Raw genomic sequence first — 20,757 nt, 5'->3', positions numbered from 1 at the left:
GGGACTCCCCGGGAGCAGGCCGACCTCGCGGCAGCGTGACGGCGGCCACGACGGTGCGCTGGCCGCTGCTGGCCTTGCTGCTGCTGCCGCTGCTGCCCCTTGCGGTGCTGGCGCTCTCCGCGCTCGAACCACCGCAACGGCTGGTATTGGTGGCGACGGAGGAGCAGCCGGGCCGCAGCGAGCCCTTCGAGCTGCGCGATGGCTGGCTGGGGAGTCCGCGGATCGCCATGGAGGCGGACATCCCTTCCAACAGCACGGTGGTGTTGGAAGTGCGCCTGCTCGATCAGGCAGGCAGAACGGTGTTGGAGCTCTACAAGGATGGCTGGCGTGAGAGCGGACTTTGGACGGATGGCGGCAACAGCGGCAGCTGGCAGGAGCAGGACACGGCCCTGCTGCTCCAGCTCCGCCCACAGAGCAGCGGCCGTTTCCAACTCGAGGTGACGCCCGAAGAGCTGCTCGACGCGAGCGGCTTACCGCTCCAGGCACCGGTGACACTGCGCGGCACAGTGCGCAACCACAGCGTTGCCGCCGGCCTGCTGGTGTTCACGGCGGTGGTCACCCAGGCGATCGTGCTCTGCCTGCTGGGGGCGGTGTACGGCGCGGCGCGCTCGCGGCGCCTGCTGCGGGTGGAGCACGGGGTGGCGGCTGCACGCCTGCCGCTAGGCGGGCCGGGGCTGGTGAAGCTGGTGGTGAACGCTCACTGGGAGCTTCCCGATGGCGCCAAGCCTGAGACGTATCCGCCCACCACGGCCTTGCTCTGCTTAAGCCTCAGCGATGCGGCCGGCGAGCGTCGCCTCGATCATCAGGTCACTCTGCCGTTAGTCAAGCAGGCGAGCGATGGCGACCACTGGCTCACGCTTTCTGAGGCGTACTACCTGCGGCTGGCGGAACCCGGCAGTTACCGGGTGCGGGTGACGGTGCCGGAAGCCTTCGCTCCCCAGGACGACCCCTGGGAGATCGAATGGCTGGAGCTGTGGGTGGAGGATGGCATCAATACGGCCTTCCAGGTGCCGTTGCTGCCGATCCGCCCACCGGGCGCCCGCGCCTGAGATGCTCAGAGAGTTGGGAGACCGCTCGACATGCCCCGTGAACAAGCGGTGATCCTGCTGCTGGCCGTCGGCGCCGTGGGCGTGGGCACCGGCACGGCCATCCTGCAGCCGGCTCTGTTCCGCCTCGGCCAGGAGGGCACGCCGGCCAGCTTCAGCGGCGTGCGCTACGGCGGCAGCTACCGGGCGGGCCGCTGGGTGGCGGCGCCGGACCGCTCGCGCAGCTGGTCGGGCTTTCAGGGGCGAGGACCGGGCTCCGCCAAGTGACCACCGCTGCCGCCCCGCCGCTGCGCCCCCTGCAGGTGTGGGTGCTGCTGGCGGCGGCAGCGGTGTCCTCCACCGTGAGCCTGGTGCTGGAGCTGATGCTCGCCACCCAGGCCAGCTACCTGCTGGGCGACCACACCCTGGCCACCGGCATCGTGGTGGGCACCTTTCTGGCGGCGATGGGCCTGGGGGCCTGGCTGAGCCAGTTCCTCGCCTGTGGCCCCAACCCGTTCGCCCGGCTGCTGCGGCTGTTCCTGCTGGTGGAACTGCTGCTCAGCCCGCTGTGCCTGCTGGCGCCGCTCGGGCTGTTCGCCCTGTTCGGTGCCGGCGGGCCGGTCTGGCTGGGGCTGGTGGTGCTCACCCTGCTGGTGGGGGTGCTGGGCGGCATGGAGGTGCCGCTGCTCACCCGCCTGCTGGAGACCCAGCAGCACCTGCGCACGGCGCTGGCACGGGTGCTGGCGCTCGATTACCTGGGCGCGTTGGTGGGGGCGCTGCTGTTCCCGCTGGTGCTGCTGCCCTGGCTGGGCCTGCTGCCCACCGCCGGCCTGCTGGCGCTGGTGCCGCTGCTCAGTTGCCTGGTGATCTGCCGGGTGTTCCCCCTGAGCCGCCGCTGGCGCTGGCTGGTGGGGGGCACCTTGCCGCTGGTGGCTCTGGTGGCCTGGGCTGTGCTGCCCCTGGGCGACAGGATCGAAGACAGCCTCTACGACGACCCGGTGGTGGGCCGGGTGCAGAGCCGTCACCAGCGCATCGTGCTGACGCGCCGCCGCGATGACCTGCGCCTGTTCCTCGACGGCAACCTGCAGTTCTCGAGCCTCGACGAATACCGCTACCACGAGGCGCTGGTGCATCCGGTGATGGCCTTCCACCGGCAGCCCCATCGCGTGCTGCTGCTCGGTGCCGGTGATGGCCTGGCACTGCGGGAGGTGCTGCGCTGGCCGGGTGTGCAGCGAGTGGATCTGGTGGAGCTGGATCCCGCCATGCTCCAGCTGGCGCGCCGGCACCCCTTCCTGCGGCGGCTCAACCAGGGCAGCCTCGACGACCCGCGGGTGCATCTCCACAGTGGCGACGCCTTCGAGCGGGTGCGGCACCTGCCAGGCGCCTACGACGTGGTGATCGCCGACTTTCCGGATCCCGCCACTGCACCGCTGGCGCGTCTCTACAGCGTCAGCTTCTACGGCCGGCTGCTGCAGTTGCTGGCGCCGGACGGGCGGCTGGTGACCCAGGCCTCCACGCCCTTCTTCACCCCCAAAGTGCTGGCCTCGATCCAGGCCACTTTCGAGCAACTGCCGCTCACCACGCGCGCCTACAGCGTGGATGTGCCCAGCTTCGGCCCCTGGGGCTTCGTGATCGCCTACCGCGCGGGCCAGACCCTGCAGGCCGCCCCGTTGCCGTTCAGCGGCCGCTGGGCCGATGACGCCCAGATCGCACGCCTGTTCCCGCTGCCGCGGGACCTGCGCCTGCCGGCCGGCGAGCAGGTGCGGCCGAACCGCCTGCTGCGTCCTGTGCTGTCCGAGTACCAGCGCCAGAGCCGCTGGTCGGGGCCGTGAGCTGAGCAATGGTGGCGATGTGCCTGGCCGCCAGGGTGGTGTCGATAGGCTCGCCGCTACCGGCGGCCGTGGCCGGCCCTTGGAATCGAGCCGATGACGGTGTGGATCTTGCTGCTGGGGCTGCTGGTGGCAGCTGTCGTGGTGCTGCAGCTGCGGCGCTGGTGCCGCCGCCCGGCTGCCCTGCCCCAGGACCGCACCCTGTTCACCCTCCGCTACGGCGACATCGTGCAGTTCGAAGGGCGCGACTGGGTGGTGGAGGACAGGCTGCTGTGTGCCGAGGAAGGCTTCGAGTGGCTGGAGTATCTGCTGCGTGACGGCAACGACGCCCGCTGGTTGAGCGTCAGCGAAGACGACTGGCTGGAGGTGAGTTGGCTGGAGAGCGTCAGCGCTTCGGCATTGGATCCAGCGTCGCTGGCCGGTTCCGGCGCGGGCCGCTTCCCGGCGCGGCTGCAGCTCGACGGTGTCACCTATGCGCTCAAGGAGCAGGGCCGGGCTTCGATCAGCTCCAGCGCGCGGGTGATGAACCGGCGCCAGAGCGGCTGCCGCTACGCCGATTACACCGCCAGCGACGGCCTGGTCCTGTCGCTGGAGCAGTGGGATCTGGCCGCTGCTGCCGCTGCCGGTCAGACCCCCGACCCACCCGAGCTCAGTGTGGGCCGCCTGATCGATCCCGGCCAGCTCAGCCTCTTGCCCGGCGATGGGCGCTCGGTGTACCGCTGAGTTGGTCTACCGCAAGGGGCGGTGACCCTGCCGCCAGGAGGTGGCTGCCATCCCACGGTTACAGCCGTCATCCTTCTGCGGACCCTGGTCCTGGCCTGCCATCCTCCAGCAGGGCTTCGGCGGCCGCCAGGGTGTCGGCCTCAGCCGCCGGTTTGTTGCGGCGCCAGCGCAGGATGCGAGGGAAGCGCACAGCCACCCCGCTGCGGTGCCGTCCGGAGCGCTGGAGGCCTTCGAAGCCGAGGGTGAACACCTGCAGCGGCTCTACCGCCCGCACCGGCCCGAAGCGTTCGGTGGTGTGGCGCCGGATCCAGCGATCAAGCTCAGAGATCTCGGCATCATCAAGACCGGAATAGGCCTTGGCGAAGGTCACCAACTGGCGCGGGCTGGTCCCTTGTGCTGACGGTTCCGGATCCACCGAGTCAGATGGTGCGGTGGCCCATAGCCCGAAGGTGTAGTCGGTGAAGAGGTTGGCGCGGCGGCCGCTGCCTGCCTGGGCATAGAGCAGCACTGCATCGAGCTCCATCGGCTCGAGCTTGTGTTTCCACCAGTGGCCCCGCTTGCGGCCCGCCAGATACGGCGAATCCAGCCGCTTGAGCATCAGGCCCTCGGCGCCGGCCTGGCGCGCCTGGCTGCGCAGCGGCTCCAGCTCCTCCCAGCTCTGGAACGGCAGCCCGGTCGACAGGCGCAGAACCCCCTTCAACTCCTCAGCGGCGGTCTCCCCCAACCCCGCGCCGAGCTGGACCAGGTCCTGCAGCCGCGCCGCCAGGGGGTGCTGGCGCTGGTCACGGCCGCCCGCTTCCAGCAGGTCATAGGCAACGAACGCAGCCGGGCAGGCCTGACGCAGCGCTCGACTCACGCTGCGCCGCCCCAGGCGCCGTTGCAGGGCCGCAAATCCAAGCGGACGGTCCGCCGCCGGCGGCCACACGATCACTTCCCCATCGAGCACGGTGCCGTCCGGCAGGGCATCGCCCAGGGCCACCAGCTCCGGGAAGCTTTCGTTGACCAGATCTTCGCCACGGCTCCAGAGAAAGGTGGTGCCGGCGCGGCGGATCAGCTGGCCGCGGATGCCGTCCCATTTCCACTCGGCGCGCCAATCAGCGGGGTCGTCCGTCAGCAGCCGCTCCGGCTCCAGTGGACTGGCCAGGAAAAAGGGATAGGGGCGGCTGATCGGTGCGTCCTCACCGCTGGCGGCGGGGCTGAGCAGGGCGGTGAAGGCGGCGGCACTGGGCTCGAAGCCACCCATCAGCCGATGGGCCAGCTCCGCCTCCTCCAGCTGGCTCACCTCGGCCAGGGCTCGTGTGACCAGGCCGGTGGATACCCCCACCCGGAAACCGCCAGTCAGCAGCTTGTTGAACACGAACACCTGCGCTGGCGGCAGGGCTGACCAGATCTGCAGCACCGCCTGCGCCTGCACTTCGCCGTCGAGCGCTGCCAGCGCCGGCAACCGCTCTGCCATCCACACCGACAGCGGCAGGTCGAGCGGTTCGCCAGCCGGCAGCTTCAGCTGGGGCAACAGCAAGGCGATCGTTTCCGCCGAATCCCCCACCTGGGAGTGGCAGGCCTCGAACAACCATTCCGGCAGCCCGGCCGCCCCGAGGCAGATCTCCCGTAAACGCCGTCCGGTGAGCAGCCGACGGCGCCGCTTGCCGAGCAGCAACTGAAGTGCCCAGGCCGCATCGCCCGCGGGCGCTTCGCGGAAGTACCCCACCAGCGCCGCCACGCGCGCCTTGGTGCCGCTGCTGCGATCCAGGCACTCGAACAGGTCACAGAAGGCGTGCACAGGTAGGGGATGGGTGGGCAGGGCATCGGCCCTGGCGCCGGTTGTAGCGATCAGAGGTGAGGTGGCGTGACCAATGGGCAATCGGCAATCAGCGGGAGGATGAGCGCCATCCGCTACGTGCGCCGGAAGCCTCAAGCGCCAACGCCAGCCCTGGCAGAACCCTCGGAACGTGAATTCCTTCAGAGCAGGAGGTTGGAGCGTGTGAACAGATCGACGCCCAGGAGCTTCACCTCAAAGTCAGGCTTGCCGTTGCCATCGACATCACCCTGCAACAAAGCATGGCGGAAAGGGGAGACATCAATCCTCAACTGGCCCGCCGTACCATTGAACTGCCGCTGCCCGATCCAGCTGAAGCGTTGCTGCCCCGCTTGAAGTGAACGGGCATCCACCGCTGAGAGATCGATCTGATCGGAAGGATCGAAGTCGGTGATCACATCGCGCTGGTGCTTGGTGTTGAGGCTGCTGTCGGCCCGGACGTAGACGAAGACATCGCGACCATCACGGCCTGGCAGAGCCTGCCTGGATCCCCCCAAGGGCTGACGGGTGATGGCATCACGGCCGGGTTCCTGCAGGCCACTGGGCGGCGTTGCTCCCCCGGAGAGCAGATCCGCTCCGTAACCGCCGGAGATCACATCATTGCGGCGGGTGCCCACCACTTCATCATTGCCGGAGCCGCCGGTGGAGGCGGAAGCCAGCGCACCGATGGTGATGGTGAGCTGCTGAAGATTGCCTTGATAATTGGCGTTGTAGTCGTCCTTGGCGAAGGTGTAGAATCCAACGAAGTCCTGGTTGCCATTGGCATAAAGACCCATCCCGCCTTCGGTGTTGGCCTGGGCACGCAGGATTGACGTATAAGCGTTCGGATTGGAGGGATCGTCCGGCGCATAATTGCCAGCAGGAGCATCCGGCGAGCCAAAGGCATAGCCGAAATTCCACACATTGAAGTTGGACGCATAGAAGAGTGAGTCGCCGGAGGGATCCACACTCGATCCGGCTCCATTGTTCATCGTGCTCCAGTTGAGATTGCTGGAGAAATCGAAGCCGAAGGTGGGTGAAGGGTAGCCAGCAGGCAGCGGCACCCCGGCCGCCAGGGCGGGCAGGGCGGGGGTTCCCCCCGCAGACAGCTGGCTGGCCTGGCCGGACGGCTGCAGCCCGCTGGCCGTAGGGGAGACTCCTCCCCAGGGCATCGGCCCCCAGGGCACGTCGGCCCCGAAGATGGCCCATCCCGCCGCCATCGCCGGCGGCAGCGAGACGGCCGCCGCCTGCTGGGTCCAGAAAGACTCACCGGCCTGCCATTGCCAGATCGACATCGGGCCGATGAAACGACGGTTGGCAGCGTCGTAGAGGTCGGAAACGGTGCCGACGGCCGCCAGACTTGCCGCACTCTGGGGCAGGAAGTTCTGTGGAGGCAGGGCAGCCATGGCCTGGGCGATCGCCGTGGCATCCAGGAATCCGTAGGTGGTGCCATTGAGGTTCGACTGAATGGGATAGGCCCAGTCGTTGATATAGCTGACATCAGCACTGAATCCCGTGCTGCTGTAGGTTCCATCCCAGGTGTACTCATAAAAACTGAAGGCATCACGGATGGAGAGCCCACTCGGTTCGCCGCCACCGGCGTTGTTCTGGCTCGTGAAGATATCCGTGCTCGACACATAGATTCTTAAGTTGCTGCCTGATGGCACAGAGATGCTGTTCGTTCCTGTCGTGAGCGTTCCCGTGCTCACGATCTGCTCGGAGGTGTAGCCATTGGACACCACCCAGTAGCTCAGCGGCTCGCCACTGCTGTTGTTGATCGCCAGGCTGCCGGTTGTCATTCGATGATCCGGATGTGTAGCTTCGACTGAACTCTACAGAGAACCCTTCTGCTGAGCACTGCATGACGATGCCACAGCTTTGTAGAGCGCTGCAGGCTTTCCATGCTGTCGTGCGTGTGATCAGTCGCTGGCCTGCAGGGGTGCCGATCACGCCGTGCCGACGGATTGGTTTCCCTGGGATGGACAGCATCCCTAAACTGGCGCACGCCAAGGAGCCAGCAAGGCGTGGCAGGTTGACAATGGTTTGTTGGCGTCGATGCGCCTGGCTGATCGTGGGTGAGTCCTGCAGCCTCGTGTGGTGGTGACCAACAAGAACTTCCAGGGGAGATGAAGAGCCACTACCCCACAGAGCGACAAGACAGTCACCCCCTCATCCTGGCCAGAGCAGCCGTTGTTCTGCCAATGGTTCACACCTTCCTGCAGGGCAAGGGGCTCGTTCGGTGTCTTCTGCCTACAGAACCGACGACGACTGTCTCCCATAGGGCAAGGGCGTCTGGTTGCGCTGGTTCATGCTGGCAGTCTCGCGACTTGCACGCAGTCCGTGTCGTTCTGGAAACACGGGCTCCTTGGGCAGCGGTTCAGGCAGACACCCGTTGCGGGCCGATCAACAGGGGCACCATCTTTCCATTCAGCCGGAAGCTCTGGATGAACAGATACGTGCTGAGAAACAGAACACCGCCCACCAAAGCAGCAAGACCAAGCATCACCCCCACGCCACTGAACTGGTGACGCCACATCACCCAGAGGGCGGAGATCATCAGCATGAACGAGAAATCCAGATTGAACTGCCCGGACCACTTCAGCTGCTGCAGGTTGCCGATGAAGACAGCCAACAGGCCAAACCCTTGCTGGCTGATCACCACCGCCGTGTAGCCGAGAAGGGCAAGAAACATCGAGATCAGCAACGTGCGGAATGCAGTCATGGCAGCCGTGGTGTGTGATCAAATCTGAAGTGTGGCGACCATTCCCTGCGGCCTGACCCACGCATGCAGCCGGCACGGAGGGCCACCGGGAGCAACAGCATCGGAGGGGTCGCCGCTGCGAGTGTACCGGCAATTCATGAAGGTTCAGCCTGCAGTCAGCAGCCATTCGCTTTCATCATTCGCCGGCAACCCTCCATCCGAAGGCAAGCAACTCTGCCCGTTAAGGCCGGAAACAGCGAACCCATCGACGCACGAAGGCAGTCAAGTCGCGACGCCAAGGTGTGCCGTCTGATGCAGAGCTTCAGGGCTCGCGGATTCCGTACACCAGATCAACGGTCACAACCCCCCCCTACGTCTCTTCCCCACGCTCCGCCGCAATGCCGCCGCTGAGGGGCTCGGCGCTGATGCCTTCCACGTCGCGCAGGTAGCGGGCCAGCACGTCGCTCTGGCCGTGGGTCACGTACACCTGCTGGGCGCGGCTCTGGCGCACGGTGGTGAGCAGACCGTTCCAGTCGGCGTGGTCGCTGAGCACGAAGCCCCGCTCGTAGCCGCCCCGCCGCCGGGCACCACGCACCGCCATCCAACCGCTCACGAAGCCCGTCTGCGGTGCCTTGAACCGCTTCATCCACACCGAACGATGCGCCGACGGGGGCGCCAGTACCAGCCGGCCCGCCAATGGTTCACTGCGGGGCAGTTCACTCACGGGCCGGGTGGGCGGCATGGCGATCCCCTGCTCGCGGTAAGGCGCCATCAGGGTCTGCACGGCGCCATGCAGGAGCACCTCCTCACGCACGCCCAGCTGGTGCAGCTCCGCCAGCAGACGCTGTGCCTTGCCGAAGGCGTAGCAGAACAGGATCGAGGGCCGCTCCGGGGCACCATTCCACCAGGCGTGGATCTCGGCGGCCACCTCCTGGCCCGGCCGCCAGCGATACACCGGCAGACCGAAGGTGGCCTCGGTGATCAGCACATCGGCCTGCACCGACTCGAACGGCACGCAACTGGGGTCGGCATCACGCTTGTAATCGCCGCTGATCAGCCAGGTTTCGCCGCCGGCGCTGATCCGCACCTGGGCCGAACCCAGCACATGCCCGGCGCTGTGAAACGACACGGTGGCATCGCCGAGGCGCAGCTCCTGGCCGTAGGCGATCTGGCGGAGATCAATGCCCTGGCCCAGTCGCTGGCGCAGCACGCCGGCGGCGCTGCCCACCGCCCAGTACACCTGGCTGCCGGGCCGGGCGTGGTCAGCGTGGGCGTGGGTGAGCAGGGCGCGTGGCACCGGGCGCCAGGGGTCGATCCAGGCGTCGGCGGCCGGGCAGTAGAGCCCCTGGGGGGTGTGCTGGATCAGGGAGCCCGGCGGCAGCATGGCGATGCGGGATCAACAGCCGGGCTCGGTCGCCGGCCTCGAGCCAGGGCAGGGCGCGAAGGCCACGCTCAGCGGCTCATCTCCAGCATGCGCTGGATCGGCAGCAGCGCCCGGGTGCGCACCGCTTCATCCAGCTCGATCGCCGGCTCCAGCGTGGCCAGGCAGTGCCAGAGCTTCTCGAGCGTGTTCAGGCGCATGTAAGGGCAGGCATTGCAGCTGCAGCCGTCCTGCCCGGGCACTTCATAGAAGGTTTTATGGGGCAGCTTCAGGCGCATCTGGTGCAGGATGCCCGGCTCGGTGAGCACGATGAAAGCGGTGGCCTCGCTGGTTTCGGCGCGGTGCAGCAGCTTGCTGGTGGAGCCGATGAAGTCGGCCAGATCCAGCATGTTGGGCAGGCATTCCGGGTGGGCGATCACCTCGGCCCCGGGATGATCGAGCCGCAGCTTCAGCAGCGCCTGCTCGCTGAAGGTTTCGTGCACGATGCAGCTGCCGGGCCAGAGGGTGAGTTCACGGCCGCTCTGGTGCGCCACCCAGCGGCCCAGGTTCTGATCCGGTGCGAACAGGATTGGCCGGTCGGCGGGCAGCTGTTGCACCAGGCTCACGGCGTTGCTGCTGGTGCAGATCAGGTCGCTCTGCGCCTTCACCGCCGCCGAACAGTTGATGTAGCTCACCACGTAATGGTGGGGGTGCTGGGCGCGGAAGGCGGCGAAAGCTTCGGCGGGGCAGGCATCGGCCAGGGAGCAGCCCGCTTCCAGATCGGGCAGCAGCACCGTTTTGCCGGGGTTGAGGATCTTGGCGGTTTCGGCCATGAAGTGAACGCCGCAGAACACGATCACCTCGGCGTCGGTGTCGGCGGCGCGGCGGGAGAGTTCGAGCGAATCGCCGATCACATCGGCGATGTCCTGGATCTCAGCGTTCTGGTAGTAGTGCGCCAGGATCACGGCGCGGCGTTGCCTGGCCAGCTCCCGGATCGCCTGCGGCAGCGCGTGCCGGGCGGGAGCGGGGCCGACGATCAGCGGCCTGGTAGGGAGCGGGCTGGTGGTGACGGTGTCGATGGCGGGAGTGGAGGGTGTCGCGGACGGCGTCCAGAAGGCTTCTGGGCCAAGATGACACCACCCTAGGGACGGGGCCCGGCCCGCATGCGCATTGCGATCGCCGGCGACCTGCACGGGCAATGGGATGCCAGCGATGTGGATCTGCTCCACCGGCTCGCTCCTGATGCGGTGCTGGTGGTCGGCGACCTCAGCGATGGCCAGGAGCGCATCGCCGCCAGCCTGGGGCGGCTGGAGTTGCCCCTGGCCTGCATCCTCGGCAACCACGACGCCGGCCGTGATGCCAGCGGCCGCTGCCTGCGGCGCCAGATCGAGCTGCTGGGTGATCGCCATTGCGGCTGGGCGCTGCGGCAGCTGCAGCCCCCGGGGCTGGCGGTGGTGGGCGCCCGGCCCGGCAGCGCCGGCGGTGGCTTCCATCTCTCACAGGCGGTGCAGGCGGTCTGGGGGCCGATGAGCGTCGACGATTCAGCCCAGCGCATCACCAACGCCGCCCTGGCGGCTGATCCGGCCCTGCCGCTGCTGCTGCTGGCCCACAGTGGGCCGGCCGGTCTGGGCAGCGAGGCCCAGGACCCCTGCGGTCGTGACTGGAAACCACCCGCGTGTGACTGGGGCGACCAGGACCTGACCCTGGCGATCGAGCGCATCCGCCGCCACCGGCCCGTGCCACTGGTGGTGTTCGGCCACATGCACCACGCGCTCAAGCGCGGCCGGGGCCTGCGCCGCAGCTTTGTGATCGACCGCAGCGGCACCGCCTATCTCAACAGCGCCTGTGTGCCGCGCCACGGCGTCGATCAGGAGGGCCGCGCCCTGCGCCACTTCTCCTGGGTGGAACTGGTGGACGGCAGGGTGCGGCGCGCCAGCCACCGTTGGTACCACCCCGGCGGTGAGCTGCTCTATGAACAGTTGCTGGTGCAGCAACCGTTGGCCGTGCCGTGCTGATCTATGCGTGCGTGAGCGGCCACGGCTTCGGCCATGGCTCCCGGGTGGCCTCGGTGCTGCTGGCGCTGGCGGCGCTCCGGCCAGGCTGGCGGCTGGTGCTCTCCACTTCGCTGCCGCCCTCTTTTCTCCAGCTGGCCCTGGCGGGGGTGCTGTTCGAACATCGCCCGCTGCGCTGGGATGTGGGCGCGATTCAGGCCGATGCGCTCGGTGTGGATGGAGACGCCACCCTGGCGGCGCTGGAGGCCGTGACTGCCTCGCTTCCGCCGCTGCTGGAGGCGGAAGCGCACTGGCTGCAGCAGCAGGGGGAACCGGTGCTGCTGCTGGGGGATGTGCCGCCGGCGGCGGCGCGGCTGGCGGCGTTGGTGCGGCGGCCGCTGGTGTGGATGGGCAACTTCGGCTGGGACGACATCTATGCGCCCATGGGGGGGGCCTTCCTCGACTGGGCCGAGCGCTTCCACCACGACTACCGCCGCGGCACGCACGTGATCCGCTGCCCGTTTTCGATGGCGATGGATTGGGGCCTGCCGGAGACGGCGGTGGGCCTGACGGCAGCAGCGCCGCAGCTGGCGGCGGACGCGTTGCGGCAGCAGCTCGACCTGCCTGCCGAGCGGGAGCGCTGCGTGATGGTGAGCTTCGGTGGGCTGGGTGTTGCCCTGGGCCCTGAGCCCTACGCCCGCTGGCCCGGCTGGACCTTTGTGACCACCGACGCCAGCGCGGCGGCGGCGCCGAATGTGCACCTGCTGCCGGCGGACGTGCGCCCCCTGGAGCTGATGCGGCTGTGCGGCCGCCAGATCAGCAAGGCCGGCTACAGCACCTTCTGTGAGGCGCTGGGCCAGGGCACGGGGGTGCATCTGGTGGAGCGCCATGGCTTCGCTGAAGCGGCGGTGCTGGAAGGCTGGCTACGGCGCCACGGCCGGCACCGGCTGCTGAGCCAGCCGCAGCTCTTGGCCGGCGACTGGCAGCTCGACCAGCCGCTGCTGCCCCCCAGCGACGGTCCGCTGGCAGCCGATGGCGCTCAGCAAGCGGCGGCTCAGTTGGTGCAGCTGGCCGAAGGGATGGCGCCCTGAACAACAGCGCTGATCGCTGGGGAGCATTGCAGCGCAGCCGTTCTGGTGTATTTCACTACTGAGTGGCTTCAATCAGCAGATCTGATCAACCAGCGCAGATTGATCGGAGCAGCAAAAAACTCAGTGCTCAACAGTGATCAGAACCGTGCGGCGCCTCAAGATAACTGGTGGACAGTCGTGCGATTGGCACATATAACCCTTGGATCCATGTTGGCGTTTGTCACATTGTGCCGAACCAAACCCGCCGCGATGGATTCATCCTTCTCTACGACGGTCCAGAAACAAGAAACTGACCTGCACATCTGAGCCGCTTCGTCAAGGTTCAGGGTCACTTCTCAGCCGATTCACAGACTTCTCATTCCCACGCGAATGCGCAACGGAAACAACAAACCGTTGACCGATTGCGCCTAGCCACCGGCAGTCCCCCTCAGGATTCCGCCCTCTTCCTTTCCCACGTCCCCTTCACTCCGCCCCCCGTTTTGCGCACTCTCCGCTCCGCTGCCCGCCACCTGCTGCTGCCCGCCGCCGCCCTCGCGCTGGCGGCTCCTGCCCACGCTGCCGTGCCCAGAACGCCGTTCCTGTGGCAGGAGATCCGTCGCCCGGCTCCGGCCCCCGCCATCACCGGTCCTCACTCCATGGCGGTGGCCCTGCCTAGCGAAGTGCCGCAGGATCCCCGCTTCTTCGTGATCACCCCGGAGCGCCGCGCGCTGCTCAACACGATTCGCTTCGCCGAAGGCACCTGGGCCCGCGGTGAAGACCGGGGCTACTGGATCATGTTCGGCGGCAGCCTGATGCCCTCGCTTGATCGTCACCCCAACCGGGTGAACCGCACACCTGGCTACGCCAGTGCTGCCGCCGGCGCTTACCAGTTCATGCCCTTCACCTGGACCATGGCCAGCAGCCGCATGGGCCTCAATGGCTTCGGGCCGCATGTGCAGGATCAGGCCGCCATCTTCCTGATTCAGCGCCGCGGCGCACTCGAAAAAGCCGACCGTGGCGTGTTCACCCCCCAGCTGGCCGCCCGGCTGGCCCCGGAATGGGCGTCCTTCCCCACCCTGGCCGGCAACAGCTTCTACGGCCAGCCGGTGAAGCGCTTCGATGAGCTGCGTCGTTTCTACGAAGCCAACCTGGCCGAGCTGCGCGCTTCACTCAACGTGCGCATCGAAGTGGCCACCATCCCCACGCCGCCCCCGGTCTGCGACAAGGACACTCTTTCCTGTGCGCTGGAGCAGGTGACGCCTACCCCCTGAGCGCTCAGCCGCTGAGATCACCCGCCCGCATTGCCCACCGGAGGTTTGCCCACCGTGCGCTGGGCGATGAGGTAAGCGGCCAGAGAGCTGCCCAGAAAACCGAGGCTGTTGCGCAGCACCGGCAGCCAATCGGAGGTGCGGGTCACCACCGGGCCGAGGCCGAACACCACGAAGAGCATCACCCACAGCGGTGAGAGCAGCAGCACCCAGCTCCAGGCGACGGTGTCACCCTCCTTGCGCGGGTAGGCGGCGAAGCCCACGATCAGGCCGCCCAGCACCGAGGTGCAGAAGGTGAGCAGCCACTGCTCCTGCGGCAAGCCCGGCACCACCTGGCAGCCGCCGCGCTCCAGGCACGTCTGCACGGCGCCGAGCGCTGCCACAATCGCGCCATCTTCGCCGTTGTCGCGCACATAGAACTGGTTGCCGTAGCGGGTCTGCAGCTCCACCCAGAAGGTGCGCGGCATCAGCGCGAACAGGGCATCGCCCACGTTGAAGTTCAGCAGGTTGCCGCCGCGGGGATCGGCCACCAGCAGCACGCTGCGCTCGTCGAGATCCCAGTACTGCTTCACCGCCAGGCCCGGAGTGCGCTCGTACTGGGTGAGCACCCGCAGCTTCCAGCCGCTGGAATCCTCGAAGCGGTCGAGCTTGTCTTCCAGGGCGGCGCGCTGGCCATCGGTGAGCGCCCGTGCCAGATCGATCACGGGTGTGGGGTGATCAGGCAGCAGCTCCGGGTTGTCGGCCGCGAAGGCGGCCGGCGAGGGCCAGAGCAGCAGCAGGGCGGCCAGCAGCGCCAGCCAGGACCCTGCCGCGGCGTGACGCCGGGGCGCGGGCGAGGCCGGCGAGCGGGAGACGGAGGAGCGGCCCATGCGGCAGGTTCAATGTGCTCCGATTCTCCTTAACGCCAGGCCTGCCCGTGTCCGTTCCCCTCTGGCTGCAACAGCGCCTTCATGCGGCAGGCGGCAGCGTGCCCTTCCGCACCTACATGGAGTGGGCCTTGCACGATCCCGAGCACGGCGCCTATGGCGCTGGCCGTCTGCGCATCGGCCGCGCCGGTGATTTCGTGACCGCCCCTGCGCTCGGCCCGGAATTCGCCGCCCTGCTGGCCCCCCAGCTGGCCCAGTGGCTGCAGCAGCTGGACACCGCCAGGACGCTGTCGCTGGTGGAGACAGGCCCGGGCGAGGGGCAGCTGGCGGCGCAACTGGCGCAGGCACTGGTGGCCGGCTGGCCCCAGCTGGCTGCTCGCACCGAACTGGTGCTGGTGGAACCCAATGCCGGGATGGCCGCCCGCCAGCGGGAGCGGCTGCAGCACTGCCCGCTGCCGGTGCGCTGGAGCAGTTTTCGGCAGCTGGCGGACGCTCCGCTGGCCGGCGTGGTGGTCGCCCATGAGGTGCTCGATGCCCTGGCGGTGGAGCGGATCGTTTCGGACGGGTCGGCCTGGCGCCGCCAGCGGGTGACACTCGACGAGGGGAGGTTGCGGCTGGAGCCGGGCGACCCCCTGGAGCCGGAGGCAGTGGCGCGGCTGCAACCCCTGGGGCTGGCGACGCCGGGCGCCCAGCGGCCTGCGGGCTGGTGCAGCGAATTGCATCCTGGCCTGGAGCCCTGGCTGGCGGCCTGCGGCGCGGCGCTGGGGCAAGGACGGCTGCTGGTGATCGACTACGCCCTGGAGGCCTGGCGCTACTACGCGCCCTCGCGCTGCGACGGCACCTTGATGGCCTACCGGGAGCAGCGGGCCAGCGGCGATCCCCTGCTGGAGCCGGGCGCGTGGGATCTCACCGCCCACCTGTGCATCGACAGCCTGGTGGCGGCAGCGGCGGCCAGCGGCTGGCAGCTGCTGGGCCAGCGCCGCCAGGGCGAAGCCCTGCTCGCCCTGGGCCTGGCCCAGCGCCTGCACGGGCTGCAGCAATCGAGCGGGCACGGCGTGGATCTGGCCGATTTGCTGGCACGCCGCGAAGCACTGCTACGGCTGGTGGATCCCACCGCCCTGGGTGACTTCCGCTGGCTGGCCTTCCAGCGCAGCACTAGCGAGGGTGAGATCCCGGCGGCAAGCCAGTTTCTGCAGGACCCCGATCCCACCGAAGCTGGCTGAAGCTGCAGCGAGCTGAGGGATCCCTGGCTCCGGATCAGGTGGCAAACCGGGTGATCGTGCGCAGTCCCACCAGTTGCCGCACACGGCGGGCATCGGCGGGGTCAAGCTCCAGCTGCACATCCACCACGCCATCGGTGGGGGCGCCATCAGCGGGATTCACCTGGCGCACCCGCGCCGCCAGGCTGCCGGGGAAGGCGCCGCTGAGGCTGCTGATGCGGGCCGGCTGTCCCAGACGGATGCGGGTCAGATCGCTGGCATCCACTTCGGCGATCGCTTCGAGCCGGTCGCTGGTGCCCAGCTCAAGCACGTTCATCACCCCCGGCCGCTCGCCCACGCGGGCGTAAAGCCGCAGCACCTTGCCGTCCATCGGGGCACGCAAGGCACTGTTTTCCAGCTCAACGTCGGTGCGGGCGATGGCCTGGCGGTTGCTCTCCATGCCGGCCTGGAGCTCCACCAACTGCTGCTCGCGCTGCTGCAGATCGGCGCGGGAGAGGGCCCCGACCTGCACCAGCGGCCGGAAGCGTTCCACATCGGCCTGAACGCGGTCTGCCTGGAGGCGCAGCTGCTCGGAGCGGCGCTGCAGCAACTGGCGCTCTGCCTGCAGGGCAGGGCCGCTGTCGAAGCGGGCCAGCACCTGGCCGCGCTGCACGCTGTCGCCTTCCTGCACCAGCAGTTGCACCAGGCGCGGGCTGATGCCGTTGCTGCTGAGCGGGGCGGCCAGCTTGCGGGTCTCACCCGCCAGCTCCAGCCGGCCGGGCGCCGACAGCGGCTCGAAGGGCCCGCTGGCACGCAGGGCCTGCACCACCCCGGCCCCTGAGGCCAGCAGCACGATCACACCGAGGAGGCGGGAGCTCCTCATGTGCCTTCGTTCACGCCCCGGTTGATCACGCAACCGGCGCTGGCCCCGCCGATCAGCACACCAATGCGGGAGCGGTCGCGGTTGGCCTCCGCCTGCTGCTTCGACTGCTGCGCCTGGACCGGCTCCGCGCCGACCAGGGCGGCGGCCAGCACCAGGACATGGCCAGATCGACGCGTGAGCGGCATCTTCAACCAGACAGCCAACAGATGGGCAGACCCTACCCAGTCTGCTGGGAAGCGCCATGGCCGAGTTGTGACAGGGTGTGAGATCAGCATTGGGGTGGGGCGATGGCCGTCGCCATCACCCCCGCTGCCACAGGCCCTTGCGTCGCCACCGGCCCCCGTGCCTTCTTTCGCATCAGCAGGGAGTGGGCGGCCGGCACATAGAACAGCGCCAAGGCGGTGGCGCCCACCAGCCCGCCGGACACCGCAATTGCCAGTGGCGGCCAGAAGCCGGTGGGATCGAGCATCAGCGGCAGGAAGCCGATCACGGTGGTGAGGGTGGTGGCGAGCACATGGCGGGTGCTGTGCAGCACCGCCACCGAGCCGATCAGGGCCGCCAGCCGGAAGGAGCGGAAGGAGAGCACCAACGTGGCGGTCATCAGGTGCGATGAAGTGATCGCCTTTCTGGAGGCACTGCGATAGAGACGGTGCGTCGCTGCCGCTGCCATGGCCTTGATCCCGATTGCGCTCACCATCGGCGGCAGTGACTCCGGCGGCGGCGCCGGCATCCAGGCCGACCTCAAAACGTTCAGCGCCCTGCAGGTGCATGGCTGCTCGGCGATCACCTGCGTCACAGCCCAGAACACCCGCGGCGTGGAGCGGGTGGACGCCCTGCCCCCCGAGGCGTTGCGGGCCCAGGTGGAGGCAGTGACGCGGGATCTGCCGGTGGCGGCCCTCAAGACCGGCATGCTGCTCAACCAGGGCTTGATTGAGGCCACCGCCGCCGCGATCGCCCCGCTGGCGGCCGCCCGGGTGATCGATCCGGTGATGGTGTCGCGGGCAGGGGCGGTGCTGCTGGAACCGGAGGCGATCGAGGCCCTCAAAGCCCAGCTGCTGCGGCTGGCAGACCTGCTCACCCCCAACGTGCACGAGGCACGGCTGCTGGTCGGGCGGCCGCTGGAGAGCGCCGACGATCTGGAGCTGGCGGCGGAGCGCATCGCCGCGATGGGGCCCAAGGCGGTGCTGATCAAGGGCGGCGGGCTGCCGGGCCTGCGCGGCAGCGACGTGCTGTGGCGTGACGGCCGCATCCAGTGGTTTCGCCTGGCCCCGATCAACACGCCCCACAGCCACGGCAGCGGTTGCACCCTCTCGGCGGCGATCACAGCCGAGCTGGCCCGTGGCGCCGCACTGGCAGCGGCGATCCAGACCGCCAAGTCCTTCGTAGCCGGCGGCTTACGCCATGCCCTGGCGATCGGCGGAGGCCAGGGGCCGCTGTGCCATTGGCATCAGGCGTTGGGGTGAAGCTGCGATCCACTGCCCCTTGCTGCTGCGCAGCAGGCGTCAAGGGGTGACGGTCTTGATGTCATCGAAGGCGCGCGCAAAGGCGGGGCGGCGGCCCAGCAGGGCCAGGTAGCGCTGGAAGATGCGCTCGCCGCAGAGACCCATGGACCGGGCCCAGAGCACGTTGTGGCCCATGACCAGATCGGCGGCAGTGAAGGCGGTGCCGCAGATGTAGGGGTCCTGGCGCAGGCGCTCGGCCAGCTGGGGTTCCACCTGCTCCTGGAAGCGGCGGCGGGCGCGTTCGACCTCACCGGGGTCCCGTTCCGGCTGTGGCAGCAGCTTCTCGTGCAGCCGGAGCTGCCAGAGCAGGCGATCGACGCTGGTGGCACCGAACTGGAGCATCTGGAGCACGTCGGCGCGCTGCGGGGAGGCGGGCTCCGGCGGCAGCAGGCAGGCGGCGGGGTAGGCGTCCGCCAGGAACAGCACGATCGCGGCACTCTCGATCAGGGTCTGCACGCTGCCGTCGTCGCGGACCACCTGCAGCACCGGCACGGAACGGTTGGGGTTGAGGGCCGCAAAGGCGGGGGTGAACTGGTCGCCCGCCGCCAGATTGAGGCGCTCCAGCACGAAGGCCTCGCCCACGACCTCATGCAGCGCCCAGCGCACACGGGCGCTGCGGGTGGCGGGGGCGTGAAACAGCTTGAGCTGGGCGATGGTCATGGGGGAAACAGCTCGGCGGCAGGGCCACTTCAGGGCTCTGGTTGGAGAACGCGACCCGTCAGGCGCACGGCCAGCATCGCCGCGGCGATGCCGCCGGTGGCAACGGTGATCCTCTGGCCGGTGGTTGCGGCTTCGTAAGGGCCGCGCTCCAGCACCACGACATCGGCCAGGGAGGCTGACCGCTGGGCGTGCCAGCGGGTGCACCCTCTGCACCAGGCGTATCGCATCGCCAAGGCCTCGACTGCGCCCGCGCCCCTGGGTCGATTTACTGTGCCTCGCGGTGACTTGACCTGCCCGGGCGCCATGGTTCTGTCCCTTCCCAGCCAAACCTGCGTGCTCGTGGTGGGAGCTGGCCCCACCGGATTGCTGCTGGCCGGAGAGCTGCAGCGCCGCGGCGTTCCCAACCTGTTGATCGACGCCCGCGCTGAAGCCCTGCATTGGGACCGGGCCACGGTGATCCACCCACGCTCGCTGGAAATCTTCGAGGCGCTCGGGCTGGTGGATCGGTTTCTCGAAGCTGGCTGCCGGCAGCGAAGAATCCTGATCCACGCCGATGGCCAGCGGCTGGGGGAACTGGATCTGGCCGACTGCGGCAGCCGCTATGGCTTCAATCTCGGCCTTTCCGAAGAGGTGACCGAAGCGATCCTCAAGGACCATCTCGAGGGGGAGGGGGGCACGGTGCACCGCTCCTGCCGGCTGGTGGGTCTGGAGGCCCACAACGACGGCGTGACCGCCACGGTGGACGGCGATGGGCGGGAGCAGACCGTGCAGGCCCGCTGGGTGGTGGGCTGCGACGGCCTGCGCAGCACCACCCGCGAACTGAGCGGGCTCAGCTTCGATGGCCATGGCATCGCCCGCCCCTGGGCCGTGTTCGATGCCGCGGTGGAGGGCTGGTCTGAGAGCCACGAGGTCAATGCGGCCTACCTCGACCCATCGCCCCTGATCCTCACGGCCCTGCCCGAGGGCCGCTGGCGGGTGTACCTGCGGCCCGCCGCCGAGGAGGGGGACCTGGTGGCCGAGGCCGCCGCCGTGCTGGGGCGCTACCTGCCGGAGGCCCGCTTCAGAGCCGTGGAGAACCCCAGCCGCTTCCACTGCCACAGCCGGGTGGCCAGCGCCTTCCGCGCCGGGCCGGTGTTCCTGGCCGGCGATGCCGCCCACGTGTGCTCCCCCGCCGAGGGGCATGGCATGAACTGCGGGCTGCACGATGCCGCCAACCTGGCCTGGAAGCTGGCCCTGGTGCACCAGGGGGCCGCGGCCCCCGCCCTGCTGGACAGCTACGAGCAGGAGCGGCGTCCGGTGGCCCAGCAGATCTGCCGCTCCAGCGACGCCACCGAGCAGGCCCACTTACTGCAGGACAGCGGCGAGCGTGCCGCCCGCGACCGGGCGATCGCCGCCATGCTGGCCAATCCGGTGGCCAGCCAGCAGGAGGCGGTGGCGGAAGCCGAGATGAACGTGAGCTACGCCAGCTCGGCGATCTTGAGCGGCAGCGAGGGCCAGCCGCACGGCTTCGCAGAAGCCTTCGGCTTAGGTGCCGGTCAACGGCTGCCCACCACGATCGCGGTGCCGCCCGATGCCGGCACGAGCCTTCTGCACACGCTCACACACCGGTGCGGCCACACGCTGCTGCTGCTGGCGGGCCCCGAGACGCCCCCGGAGGCACTCGCGTGCCTGCAGGCCGAACTGGAGGCCGACAGGGCTGCCGGCACGGTCCCGCAGGTCTTGGTGGAGGCGGTGGTGTCCCTACGGCTGGAGGAGGCGTCCAGCCTGGGCCTGGGGCCCCTCACGCTTCTGGCCGTGCGGCCCGACGGCTTCATCGCCCTGCGGGCCGACACCGATCACCGCAGCGCGGTGCAGCGGTATGTGGCGCTGTTGAGGGGCCGCTGAT

The 20,757-nt window shown here is 68.8% G+C and carries 21 protein-coding genes; 10 read left to right on the top strand and 11 right to left on the bottom strand.

Annotation, left to right across the window (positions count from 1 at the left end; all coding sequences use genetic code 11):
* The first annotated feature begins 35 nt into the window (after positions 1 to 35).
* The 4 genes from KBZ19_RS00415 to KBZ19_RS00400 all read left to right on the top strand — a co-directional run bounded on the left by KBZ19_RS00415 (position 36) and on the right by KBZ19_RS00400 (position 3,577).
* Positions 36 to 1,049: a hypothetical protein gene (locus KBZ19_RS00415; RefSeq protein WP_255099278.1), complete on the top strand. Its 1,014-nt coding sequence runs from the start codon at positions 36 to 38 to the stop codon at positions 1,047 to 1,049.
* A gap of 30 nt (positions 1,050 to 1,079) precedes the next feature.
* Positions 1,080 to 1,313, top strand: a complete 234-nt coding sequence (locus KBZ19_RS00410) for a hypothetical protein (protein ID WP_094510625.1) — start codon at positions 1,080 to 1,082, stop codon at positions 1,311 to 1,313.
* Positions 1,310 to 2,857 (top strand): polyamine aminopropyltransferase, encoded by a 1,548-nt coding sequence (locus KBZ19_RS00405; RefSeq protein ID WP_094510624.1) that lies wholly within the window; start codon positions 1,310 to 1,312, stop codon positions 2,855 to 2,857. Before KBZ19_RS00410 ends, KBZ19_RS00405 begins: the two co-directional genes overlap by 4 nt.
* A gap of 93 nt (positions 2,858 to 2,950) precedes the next feature.
* On the top strand, positions 2,951 to 3,577 hold the full coding sequence (locus KBZ19_RS00400; RefSeq protein ID WP_255099276.1) for a DUF4178 domain-containing protein: 627 nt from the start codon (positions 2,951 to 2,953) through the stop codon (positions 3,575 to 3,577).
* 67 nt (positions 3,578 to 3,644) lie between these two features.
* On the opposite strand, the gene KBZ19_RS00395 is transcribed toward KBZ19_RS00400, so the two are convergent.
* The 5 genes from KBZ19_RS00395 to nadA form a co-directional block, all read right to left on the bottom strand.
* Positions 3,645 to 5,357, bottom strand: a complete 1,713-nt coding sequence (locus tag KBZ19_RS00395; RefSeq protein ID WP_255100012.1) for an ATP-dependent DNA ligase — start codon at positions 5,355 to 5,357, stop codon at positions 3,645 to 3,647.
* A gap of 179 nt (positions 5,358 to 5,536) precedes the next feature.
* Complete coding sequence (locus KBZ19_RS00390; protein ID WP_255099275.1) at positions 5,537 to 7,171, bottom strand: M10 family metallopeptidase C-terminal domain-containing protein; 1,635 nt, start codon at positions 7,169 to 7,171, stop codon at positions 5,537 to 5,539.
* A gap of 578 nt (positions 7,172 to 7,749) precedes the next feature.
* Positions 7,750 to 8,094: a hypothetical protein gene (locus tag KBZ19_RS00385; protein WP_255099274.1), complete on the bottom strand. Its 345-nt coding sequence runs from the start codon at positions 8,092 to 8,094 to the stop codon at positions 7,750 to 7,752.
* Positions 8,095 to 8,443: 349 nt separating this feature from the next.
* Complete coding sequence (locus tag KBZ19_RS00380) at positions 8,444 to 9,457, bottom strand: ligase-associated DNA damage response exonuclease (protein WP_255099273.1); 1,014 nt, start codon at positions 9,455 to 9,457, stop codon at positions 8,444 to 8,446.
* Between the two features lie 68 nt (positions 9,458 to 9,525).
* The gene (gene nadA, locus KBZ19_RS00375) at positions 9,526 to 10,473 is read right to left on the bottom strand and encodes a quinolinate synthase NadA (protein WP_255100011.1); all 948 of its coding nucleotides are present in this window, start codon (positions 10,471 to 10,473) and stop codon (positions 9,526 to 9,528) included.
* Positions 10,474 to 10,596: 123 nt separating this feature from the next.
* Here nadA and KBZ19_RS00370 point away from each other — a divergent pair, with 123 nt between their 5' ends.
* The 3 genes from KBZ19_RS00370 to KBZ19_RS00360 all read left to right on the top strand — a co-directional run bounded on the left by KBZ19_RS00370 (position 10,597) and on the right by KBZ19_RS00360 (position 13,765).
* Positions 10,597 to 11,448: a TIGR04168 family protein gene (locus KBZ19_RS00370; protein WP_094510775.1), complete on the top strand. Its 852-nt coding sequence runs from the start codon at positions 10,597 to 10,599 to the stop codon at positions 11,446 to 11,448.
* Complete coding sequence (locus tag KBZ19_RS00365; RefSeq protein WP_255099272.1) at positions 11,442 to 12,515, top strand: hypothetical protein; 1,074 nt, start codon at positions 11,442 to 11,444, stop codon at positions 12,513 to 12,515. Before KBZ19_RS00370 ends, KBZ19_RS00365 begins: the two co-directional genes overlap by 7 nt.
* Before the next feature lie 479 nt (positions 12,516 to 12,994).
* Complete coding sequence (locus KBZ19_RS00360; protein WP_315856305.1) at positions 12,995 to 13,765, top strand: endolysin; 771 nt, start codon at positions 12,995 to 12,997, stop codon at positions 13,763 to 13,765.
* 17 nt (positions 13,766 to 13,782) lie between these two features.
* On the opposite strand, the gene KBZ19_RS00355 is transcribed toward KBZ19_RS00360, so the two are convergent.
* The gene (locus tag KBZ19_RS00355) at positions 13,783 to 14,631 is read right to left on the bottom strand and encodes a TPM domain-containing protein (protein WP_255099271.1); all 849 of its coding nucleotides are present in this window, start codon (positions 14,629 to 14,631) and stop codon (positions 13,783 to 13,785) included.
* Positions 14,632 to 14,678: 47 nt separating this feature from the next.
* On the opposite strand from KBZ19_RS00355, the gene KBZ19_RS00350 reads away from it, so the two are divergent.
* Positions 14,679 to 15,851, top strand: a complete 1,173-nt coding sequence (locus KBZ19_RS00350; protein WP_255099270.1) for an SAM-dependent methyltransferase — start codon at positions 14,679 to 14,681, stop codon at positions 15,849 to 15,851.
* Between the two features lie 34 nt (positions 15,852 to 15,885).
* Here KBZ19_RS00350 and KBZ19_RS00345 read toward each other — a convergent pair whose 3' ends face one another.
* From KBZ19_RS00345 to KBZ19_RS00335, 3 genes are all read right to left on the bottom strand, one after another.
* On the bottom strand, positions 15,886 to 16,710 hold the full coding sequence (locus KBZ19_RS00345) for an HlyD family efflux transporter periplasmic adaptor subunit (RefSeq protein WP_255099269.1): 825 nt from the start codon (positions 16,708 to 16,710) through the stop codon (positions 15,886 to 15,888).
* Positions 16,707 to 16,895: a hypothetical protein gene (locus KBZ19_RS00340; protein WP_255099268.1), complete on the bottom strand. Its 189-nt coding sequence runs from the start codon at positions 16,893 to 16,895 to the stop codon at positions 16,707 to 16,709. The genes KBZ19_RS00345 and KBZ19_RS00340 overlap by 4 nt, the downstream gene beginning before the upstream one ends.
* 83 nt (positions 16,896 to 16,978) lie before the next feature.
* Positions 16,979 to 17,311 (bottom strand): efflux RND transporter permease subunit, encoded by a 333-nt coding sequence (locus KBZ19_RS00335; protein ID WP_255099267.1) that lies wholly within the window; start codon positions 17,309 to 17,311, stop codon positions 16,979 to 16,981.
* Positions 17,312 to 17,378: 67 nt separating this feature from the next.
* Here KBZ19_RS00335 and thiD point away from each other — a divergent pair, with 67 nt between their 5' ends.
* Entirely contained in the window at positions 17,379 to 18,173 is a 795-nt protein-coding gene (gene thiD, locus KBZ19_RS00330) for a bifunctional hydroxymethylpyrimidine kinase/phosphomethylpyrimidine kinase (protein ID WP_255099266.1), read from the top strand.
* A gap of 39 nt (positions 18,174 to 18,212) precedes the next feature.
* Here thiD and KBZ19_RS00325 read toward each other — a convergent pair whose 3' ends face one another.
* Positions 18,213 to 18,872 (bottom strand): glutathione S-transferase family protein, encoded by a 660-nt coding sequence (locus KBZ19_RS00325; protein ID WP_255099264.1) that lies wholly within the window; start codon positions 18,870 to 18,872, stop codon positions 18,213 to 18,215.
* Between the two features lie 29 nt (positions 18,873 to 18,901).
* Positions 18,902 to 19,099 carry a hypothetical protein gene (locus KBZ19_RS00320; RefSeq protein ID WP_255099263.1) on the bottom strand — a complete coding sequence of 66 codons (198 nt, stop codon included), beginning with the start codon at positions 19,097 to 19,099 and terminating at the stop codon, positions 18,902 to 18,904.
* Between the two features lie 76 nt (positions 19,100 to 19,175).
* Between KBZ19_RS00320 and KBZ19_RS00315 the strand changes: the two genes are divergently transcribed.
* The gene (locus KBZ19_RS00315; RefSeq protein ID WP_255099262.1) at positions 19,176 to 20,756 is read left to right on the top strand and encodes an FAD-dependent monooxygenase; all 1,581 of its coding nucleotides are present in this window, start codon (positions 19,176 to 19,178) and stop codon (positions 20,754 to 20,756) included.
* The last annotated feature ends 1 nt before the right edge of the window (position 20,757 follow it).

The organism is Synechococcus sp. L2F, from assembly GCF_024345695.1.
In the GTDB taxonomy this organism is placed as follows: Bacteria; Cyanobacteriota; Cyanobacteriia; order PCC-6307; family Cyanobiaceae; genus MW101C3.
The sequence above is the reverse complement of the archived record's forward strand: the minus strand, read 5'-3'. Positions and strand labels throughout refer to the sequence as shown.